This is a genomic window from Candidatus Cardinium sp. cBcalN2 (assembly GCF_022810445.1).
In the GTDB taxonomy this organism is placed as follows: domain Bacteria; phylum Bacteroidota; class Bacteroidia; order Cytophagales; family Amoebophilaceae; genus Cardinium.
This window is the reverse complement of sequence record NZ_JAACGD010000117.1, coordinates 1-9,502: the sequence shown is the minus strand read 5'-3', so window position 1 is coordinate 9,502 and position 9,502 is coordinate 1. Positions and strand designations below refer to the sequence as shown.

The following is a 9,502-nucleotide window of genomic DNA, read 5'->3' as shown; positions in this document are numbered from 1 at the left end:
AAATATCAACTACTACACCTAACTCTAATAATAGCAAGTTTGTTAACTAAAGAAGCAAAAACGACTATTCAAGTAGCTAGTGATGTAGCCCGTATCCGAGAATTGCTTGACCATCCCCTATGTGATGTTAATAAAAAAGATAAATACTGTAACGCTCCTATACATGCAGCAGTATTTCATAGCAATATAACATTATTAAATATGTTGCTGGAAAAAGAGGGTATTGACATTAATTTATTAGATGCAGATGGATTAGCTCCTATTCATAGAGCCATAATGCATAATGATGAAGTAGTATTCCGTATGTTACTCCAACAAAAAAAGATTGAACCTAACCTATTAGGTAGAGGTTTGTCTCCCATGCATAGGGCGATAAAGATTCATAGAATGAACTTATTAACTATACTATTGGAAAAAAAACAAAAGGACCTGAAATTTGATATCAAAGCTATCAGAACTATGAACGCTACTAAAGCTAAATATGAAGTACCTTTAATTCATTACCTAGTACATTGGTATCATCCACAGATATGGGAAATGTTTATGGAAGGACCGGAAGATTTAAAAGTTAAAATTGATGTAAATGCCAAAGATTCCTATGGTTGTACGGCATTACATTGCGCACTATATCATGTAGGCAAGTCGGAAGTAGAAAAGCCGAAAGAATGGCCCATAGAGGGTATTAATAAATTGCTAGACCATAAGAATATTGATGTTAATGCATGCGTAAATATGCTATACACTCCACTACATACATTGATAATCAATAAAAATTTCAATGAATCGTTATTTCTAAAACTAATTAGCCATGAAAGACTAAAAGTTGATCATAATCTTGCAGTAGGCATAACCCCTTATACTTTTGCCTGGTTAGTTGGTAACAAAGAGGCAATGAAAATTTTAAGCGAAGACCAGCGTTTTAGTACTAACACACCCCCAATGCATATTAAATGGTATTATTGGCTCCATAAAATTATACAATTAAACAAATCCGAGCCTGATGACTTAGCCACTTTCAGCGCTTTATTCGAAAAGGTTCATAAAAAAGTACTAGAATATGAAAACGCTAAAAAAGCAAGCTGATATGGGTCAAGCAACAGTAATGAGTGATGTAACAGAAGCTATAATAATGCTTATTGGTTAGAGACTACTATATGAAAAACAAATAGATACTTTTATATTTGGGATTGTCTATCTTTCTTTATACCAAAAAGGTAAAAGTAAAATTTGTTTGTGTGACTAGGTCTTATTTCCTCCGTATTGTTGCTTTAATGCCATTTATGCTTAGTGGTGTATCGACTTTCTCTAAAGCAACCCATTATTTTAATGGTGTCCCTTATGTTAGTAATCCTTTTAGCAATCCATATAAAAACTGGATATTGCCAAATAGCTACTTTAATAATAAAAAGCAATATGACGCTAAATTTAATCAGCCATTTATTTTTAATAAAAGTATTCAATGGCTTCCTATCCTAACGCGTAGTAAAAAAGAAGGAGAAAAAAAGTTAGATATTGTTCATTATCATTCGAAAAAGTCAATTGTTTTTGATGCTAGAAAGAACATACTCTCTCTACATGGTGACAGTTCAGTTAGTTATGATCAGATGAAACTAGCGGCAAATCTATTTTCTTTCCACTTAAATACCAACACTATACGTGCAAAAGGAACCAAGGATCTACATAATAAATCGATCGAGAACCCTGTTTTTATCTATAATGATGTAACTAAAAATAAATATGGAAAAGCTGGTACTACACAAACAAGGATCTTCTTTATGGAAAAAATCCGCTATAATATCGACACTAAGCGAGCTCTAGTAGATAACTTACTTACCAAACAGGAAGATGCCATTATTAAAAGTAAGCAAGTAAAAAAAGATGATGAAGAAACATTTTATGCCCAAGATATAATCTTTACAACTTGTGGACTAGCAGACCCCCATTTTTACATACGTACGAAACGTGCTAAACTGGTGCAGGATAAGCAAATTACTACTGGGCCTTTTCGCTTTTACTTTGATAATGCGCCCACTCCATTAGGATTTTTTTTTGGGACTCTATTCCTGGAAGGCAAACGCACACATGGTATTATTCCACCAGAAATCGGGGAGGGAGACAATGGATTTTATCTCCGCAATGGCGGATACTATATAAACTTCAAGGATTATGCAGATATTTCTATGTTAGGTACTATTTACTCTAGTGGTAGTGCAGAACTTAAGAATGAACTACGTTACAAAAAACGATACTTATGTAGTGGAAGTATTTATTATGCACATAATTTTGAGGCGCAAGAGAAGGGATGGTCTGTGAAATGGAAACATAAAACACTAACATACGGAACCAGAAGTTTCAACGCCAATGTTAACCTACGTAGCAGGTCTTATAAAACATTCGATCATGAAGATAAACAACTGACCAAAGCCATGGAAAACCAATCTTCTGGCAGCTTAGCTTACGAAGATCAATTGGTAGGCCTCCCTTACAGATTAACGCTACGAGCAGCATATAATCATAATTTTCTTTCCAATTTCAAACATTGGCATTTGCCAAAAGGAACGTTAAGTAGTGCTTCTTGGTATCCATTTAAAAAGGCTCAATTTAAAGGTGCCAATCATTGGTTCCATAATGTGGAATTAAAGCATACTATAAATTTTGAAAATCACTTTCAAAATGCAAAAAAAGATAGTAGCCAAACAGACCAGAAGTCCACTTTAAAGATTCCTTCAACTGCTCCATGGAACCGTTACATAGAAAATGGCCTGCAACATACCATTCCCCTTAGCATGCAATGTAAATTGTTTGATTTTATTAACTTAAAACCTCATCTCAACTACAGCGAAGCATGGTATTGGCTACCAAAAGGCACAAAAGGACCTATAAGCGTACCGGGATTTAATAGAGTGTATGTCTGGGATTTCGGTTCAGCATTAGACACTGCGCTATATCACACACATTATTTTAAAGAAGGAAGTTGGATCGAAGGCTTTCGCATTAAAACAGTACCCACTTTTTCCTTTACCTATACTCCTGATTTTTCTAAAAATTACTTCGAAGAGGTCGAAAAAGACCAAGGTAAAAAAGAAAAAAAATATGCATTTGCAGAACTACGACCAAGCTTAAATTTGTCGAATCGTGCTACATCTATTCTAAAGTTTGAACTACATAATACAGTTGAATTAAAAGTAAAAAAAGCAATAAATCCAGAAGAGAAAGAAAAAGAAAAAAAGCCAACCAGCCGCAAAATCTTTTTGTTAAAAAACTTAGACTTTAACACGCAATATGATTTTAAAGCAGAGAAGTGTCATCTAATAGAGGGGCTTCATTTGCATGTTGCTAGCGAGGCAGAAATGGAGCAAATAGGTAAGGTAGGTCTTGATTTAACTGTAAATTTTGATCCCTATCTATCTGAAACCATAAGCTTAGATTCAGGCCAAATCAAAGAAGAACCTATCAATGTTTTTGCATGGCATCATGGTGGCTATTTAGGAAAAGTTAAAGAAGCAAAATTCAAGGTCAATATAGATTGTGCACACTATTTAAGTCAAGAGAAAAAGAAAAAAAAAGCGCTACTCAATGATAGTGACCAATTAACTAATAAGATAAAGGATCACAAGATAGATTTTGACATACCCTGGAATTTTAGTTTGGAATTTAATTGGCAATATACAAAGCTGTATAAGTATAAGGATGGGGACAAACAATATACTATGAATAAGTATATAACCTTTAATGGGGATACTACTTTGGTTAAAAAATGGAAAGTAGGCTTACGTAGCACGTATGATTTTACTGAAGGTAAATTTCAACCATTTGCAACAGAAATTTCGATTCAACGAGACCTACACTGCTGGCAGCTTAGTTATCAATGGCATCCACTAGGAGAATCGGCTAAATATGATTTTTGTTTAGGTGTAAAAGCAAATATGTTAAAAGCATTGAAGTTACCAAGAAAAAGAAGCTATAATAAACTAAACTAGGTATATCCTTGCTAAGTCAGTGGTAAAAAAGGCGTTCGGTAACAAATTGCTTATCACAAATAGGTTTAGGTTTTACAAGGTGTCTAATAGCAAATCCAATCCTTTTTTATAAATTTAAGGGGCTTAAAGAAGAACAGCCTCTCGTAGAGGCCATAGGATAGAGGCCACAGGATGGCTGCTATTTTTTTACCTAAAGAGCCTACTTGCAAGCAGTTTTTACACACTTACTTATTTTAGCAATGTTATTAATGTTGTTAACAAATACTTTTTTATAACTAGCTTAAAAAGAAAGATAAATATCTTTCACTTATTTTCATAACAAAATAATGTCCCATACTGGAAAAATTATTCAAATTATAGGTCCTGTAATTGATGTTCGCTTTAGTGAAGAAGCTAACTTGCCCAGTATATTAAACGCACTACATATCCAAACTCCTTCTGGCAAGGTAGTAGTATTGGAGTGTCAACAGCACTTAGGTGAGCATTGTGTACGAACCATCGCTATGGAAGGTACAGAGGGTTTAACACGAGGGCTAGAGGTGGTAGATACAGGTGCACCTATTCAAGTACCTGTAGGTGATGCGGTACGTGGCCGTCTTTTTAATGTTATAGGGGCTGCCATAGATGGCATGCCGGAGCCAGAAACGGACCAGAAGTTATCTATCCATAGGGCTGTACCACCTTTTGATCAACTCTCTTCGACAACAGAAATACTCTATACTGGTATCAAAGTTATTGATCTACTGGCACCTTATGTGAAAGGTGGTAAGATTGGATTGTTTGGTGGTGCAGGTGTAGGTAAAACAGTTTTGATTATGGAACTGATTGATAATATTGCTAAATCCTATAATGGTCTTTCTGTATTTGCGGGTGTGGGCGAACGCACACGTGAAGGGAATGACCTGTTGAGAGAAATGATTGAGGCAGGGGTAATTAATTATGGGGAAGCATTTACAAAGGCTATGGAGCAAGGTCATTGGGACCTTAGTAAGGTAGATTATGAAGCGCTAAAAAAATCTCAAGCTGCATTGGTATTTGGTCAAATGAATGAATCTCCGGGTGCCAGAGCACGTGTAGCATTGACTGGTCTTTCTATTGCAGAGTACTTTCGTGATCATGGACAAGGAGAAGCAGGAAAAGATATCCTCTTTTTTATTGACAATATTTTTCGTTTCACACAAGCTGGTGCAGAAATTTCTGCTTTGCTGGGACGTATACCTTCTGCTGTGGGTTATCAACCAACCCTTGCCACAGAGATGGGTGCTATGCAAGAACGTATTACCTCTGTCAAGCATGGTTCTATTACCTCTGTTCAAGCCGTTTATGTTCCAGCGGATGATTTAACCGATCCTGCGCCTGCTACTACTTTTACCCATTTAGATACCACCACTGTGCTATCTAGAAGAATAGCAGCACTGGGTATTTACCCAGCAGTAGACCCTTTAGCTTCTTCTTCTAGGGCATTAAATCCTGAGATATTAGGAAATTTGCATTATGATACTGCTCAAAAAGTAAAAAGAACCCTACAACGTTATAAAGAACTACAGGATATTATAGCCATTTTGGGTATGGATGAACTGTCAGAAGAAGATATACAGACCGTTTACCGTGCTAGAAAGGTAGAGCGGTTTCTATCTCAGCCATTTAATGTCGCAGAAAGATTCACAGGGATCAAAGGGGAGCGTGTGCCTATAGAAGAAACTATTAAAGGATTCAATATGATTATTGATGGAGCCGCAGACTATCTACCTGAGATGGCTTTTAATTTAGTAGGCAATATTGAGCAAGCAATTGTGAAAGGAGAAAAACTGCTTAAAGGGTGATCCAATAATAAATCCCCTATTAAGTAGGCTAAAATAGTGTATTATACCTTAATTGATTTTTAGTAAAAATTAAAAAATCTCTTTTTTTAGTTAAGTTTTCTGGGTAAAAATAGCACAAAGGGCACTTTATCCTTTTTTCGCTTACTTGCTAACTTGATCTTTATCCTATTTATTCGTAAAATGCGTTATTTGTTGGGATGGATTAAACTTTTTACGTAATTCGTTTGTAATGAGGGATTATAGAAGCAATGGATTGAAATGCAAAGCGCTAGCGTATTTTAGTGTGTCTATTTAACTAGCGGATCAACTCCTAAATTAGGATACAAATAAGCGTTTCGGAAAAAGTCTATTGGTTGAGGGGGTAACAAGAGGTATTATATATTTTATATGTCTAATATCTCTTTTGTATTAATATAATTAAACGTTAAAATTTTACTGTAATGAATTATAGATTTTTATCTGCCTTGGCGTTTGTTTTCTCTATGTATACTGGTGTAAAAGCCGAACATTCGTCTAAGACTATGGAAAAACTGCAACAGGCAGCACCAAGTTTAAAAATTGGCTATGTAGATATGGTTTTTATTTTAGAAAACCTACCGGAAGCTAGAAAAAGTACTGCAGAAATTCAGAGCTTTCAAAAGCAACTAGAGAATCAGATGCAAACAAAAGCTAAAGAGTATCAACAAAAGGCTGAAACTTTTCAACAGCAACAAGATGCCTTCACGGAAGCTCAAAAAAAGCAGAAAATCATAGAAATGTCTAAATTAGAATCAGAATTGAGAGCACTCCAAGAGCAACATTATCCTAAAATGCAAGACAAGTATAAAACAGTTATGCAACCACTCCATGACAAAATACAAGCGGTAATTTATAAAATTGCACAGGAGCATGCTTATACTTTTGTTTTCAATAAAAACACAGAAGTTGGACCTGTCCTACTTTTTGCAGAGCAGTCGTTTGATCTTTCTGAACTTGTCTTGGAAAAACTCAAAGCAGTAGTATCTAAAGAGGCTCAACCTCCTGTAGTAGGCTCGAAAGCTCAAATACCTACTGCTAAAGTATCTGCTCATCCAGCTAAGCCTGTTAAGAAAAAATAATTTTTTCCCTCTGGCATAACAGCTGAGAAAAAGTGTCTAAATACTGGTTACTATCCATTTTAGTAACCAGTCCACTTTTTTTGAAACGCCACTTCTGATGGTAATTTGTACTTATGCTGGGAAAGTATTACATGCATGTTGTATATTTGGATTGTGCTTTTGCTCTTATGTTTGTCTATCAATTCTTCAGCATAAACCAATTGCGAAAAAAGTTTAATATTAAACTTCAGTATCATTTTTTTATAGATTCATTTTGAGGACATCTCGTTTGAATAGGCTTTTTGCTTGTACCTTGCTAGCTATCTTTGCTTACTGGTTGGTACACACTTTTGGTGATCAAAAAACTAGACAACATCCAGAAAAGGGTACTTTTATTGCTCGTGTAGACCAGCAATACTTATATCTATCAGATCTGCGCTCCATAGACCTTTCTTCGATTCATCCTGAAGATAGAACTTCTTTTATTAATGAATATGTCGAAGAATGGGCTTGTAAACAGCTCCTTATGGCCCAAGGTAATTACCAGTCTATTCAACCTGCTATCGACGATAAGGTCAATGACTACAAGAATGACTTGCTCGCATACCATTTTTTAGAAAACCTTATTCAACTTGAGCTAAATCCTTATGTATCATCAGAAGAGATAGTTGATTATTACCACAAGTACAAACATAATGACTTTATATTGCATCATGATATCGTCAGAGGCATTTTTTTGGCACTGCCTAAAAAGGCTACTTGTATTAATGCTGTAAAATCACTTATGCTATCGAATAAAGCTACAGACCTAAAAAAATTGAAAAAGTGTTGCAAGCCTTATGCCCATAAGGCTATCTTGGATGCTAATAAATGGTTTCCTTGGGAAACTGTTTTGGCCAGACTGGGTTATCGTCCACTTGTGCATACAACTAGATTGTTAAAAACAAATAAATTTATCCATGTAGCGGGCCAAAAACACATCTATCTTTTAAAGATAAATCAATATAAAATAGCACAAGAAATTGCCCCTTTAGAAGAGGTAGAAGATCAGATCAAGTCTATTATACTACATAAAAGGAGGTTAGAACTGATCAATAAAATAAAACGTAAACTTTTAGAAGATGCTAAAAAAAATCATACCTGTGTTATCCAGATTAAATAAAAGCTTGATAAGCAATCTTATTATATTGACTTGCGTTTGGCTACCTACTACCAGGGCAAGTGATAAATTGTTGTTAGACAAGGTAATAGCTACTGTAAATAAAGAGCTGATTTTACATTCTGATTTAGAAGAAGCATGTAAACAACTGGCTTTAGAAGGTAAGGTAGTTAATGAGTCTATGAAAATGTATGTATTGCGAGAATTAGTCTTAAATAAGATTTTTTTAGCAAAAGCTAAGTTACATGATGTTAAAATACCCAAAACAAGTATTGAACGAGCATGTGATGATAGAATGGCTAATTTGGTACAGCGTTTTGGTTCGGAGGCAAAGCTTGTTCAGGCTGCCCATCAATCTATTTACGATATTAAGAAAAGTGTAAAGCAGAGGGTCAAATCAGAGTATTTGGTCTCATGGGTACATCAGCACCTTACAGAAAATGTAGTAGTTACGCCAGCAGATGTAAAAGCTTATTTTAATGCATTACCTCCACATAATCGACCTTACTATCCTGCTTCTGTTAAGGTATGTGAGTTAGTGGTTTATCCTAAGGTAAATCCAGCAAGAGAGGCAGCCGTTAAGAGCAAACTGCTGAGTATAAAACAATCCGTTCTAAATGGCCTGGTTACTTTTGCTGAATCGGCTAAGGAATATTCAGATGATATCCATTCTGCTGTTAAGGGTGGTGAAATTGGCTGGGTGCGTTTGGGTGTATTAGCGCCAGCTTATGAATCAGCTGCGCTTGCACTTAAGATTGGGGAAATAAGTGATCCTATAGTTTCTGAATTTGGATGGCATCTTATACAATTAACAGGGCGTAATAAAGATCAGTATAATACACGCCATATACTGAAAGTTTTGACACCAACAGAAGAAGAAATTAGTTTAGCTCAAGTTGAATTAAATAAGATTAGAACAAAAATCATTACAGGAACATTGACTTTTGAAGCAGCTGTACAGCAATATTCAGAAGATAAGGAAACAGTTGCCAGAGGAGGGGTGATTAGGTATAACCAGCCAGAGGAGGTATTACCTGGCCAACTCATCCCTGTAGAGTCTTTGGATCCAGATCTGTTTTTTGCAATTGATGCGCTTGAAGTAGGTGGAGTCAGTCAACCCCACTATATGGCTGGGGTCTATCAACCAGCTTGGCGGTTATTCTATCTCAAGCAAAAGGTAGACGCCCATCCAATGAATCTTACACAGGATTATGAAAAGATCCATGATTATTTATTGCAACAGAAAAAAAAAGAAGCTATTGATAAATGGATTCAAACAGCTAAGTCAGAATGTGTTGTGAGTTTTTCACCAGCATATGAAACAGTAGAAAAGTTAATAGGGTTAAGCTAAGTCAACGTATCTGTTCATGACACTGGTAAAAAATGAATTTTTGAAAGCTACTTTTTGCTTGATAAAAAAGTAACCAAAAAATCAAGCGCTGATGAAAAAAGTGGCTGAAAGCT

General features: G+C 35.5%; 6 protein-coding genes. All 6 read left to right on the top strand.

Translation table 11 applies throughout. From position 1 onward, the window contains the following. Positions 1-1,083: ankyrin repeat domain-containing protein (locus MUW74_RS03605; RefSeq protein WP_243553073.1), on the top strand; the 1,083-nt coding region annotated here is incomplete at its 5' end. Between the two features lie 104 nt (positions 1,084-1,187). Next, positions 1,188-3,980: a putative LPS assembly protein LptD gene (locus MUW74_RS03600; RefSeq protein ID WP_243553072.1), complete on the top strand. Its 2,793-nt coding sequence runs from the start codon at positions 1,188-1,190 to the stop codon at positions 3,978-3,980. Positions 3,981-4,306: 326 nt separating this feature from the next. Next, positions 4,307-5,803: a F0F1 ATP synthase subunit beta gene (atpD, locus tag MUW74_RS03595; RefSeq protein ID WP_243518371.1), complete on the top strand. Its 1,497-nt coding sequence runs from the start codon at positions 4,307-4,309 to the stop codon at positions 5,801-5,803. Positions 5,804-6,243: 440 nt separating this feature from the next. Beyond that, positions 6,244-6,900 carry an OmpH family outer membrane protein gene (locus MUW74_RS03590; RefSeq protein WP_243518382.1) on the top strand — a complete coding sequence of 219 codons (657 nt, stop codon included), beginning with the start codon at positions 6,244-6,246 and terminating at the stop codon, positions 6,898-6,900. Between the two features lie 253 nt (positions 6,901-7,153). Next, positions 7,154-8,041, top strand: coding sequence for a hypothetical protein (locus MUW74_RS03585; protein WP_243518384.1), 888 nt, complete (start codon positions 7,154-7,156; stop codon positions 8,039-8,041). After that, on the top strand, positions 8,022-9,389 hold the full coding sequence (locus MUW74_RS03580) for a peptidylprolyl isomerase (protein WP_243518388.1): 1,368 nt from the start codon (positions 8,022-8,024) through the stop codon (positions 9,387-9,389). The genes MUW74_RS03585 and MUW74_RS03580 overlap by 20 nt, the downstream gene beginning before the upstream one ends. Positions 9,390-9,502: the final 113 nt, after the last annotated feature.

Excerpts from the sequence above, each read along its gene's own strand:
- atpD (WP_243518371.1), top strand. The coding sequence starts at position 4,307 with ATGTCCCATACTGGAAAAATTATTCAAATTATAGGTCCTGTAATTGAT.
- MUW74_RS03590 (WP_243518382.1), top strand. The coding sequence starts at position 6,244 with ATGAATTATAGATTTTTATCTGCCTTGGCGTTTGTTTTCTCTATGTAT.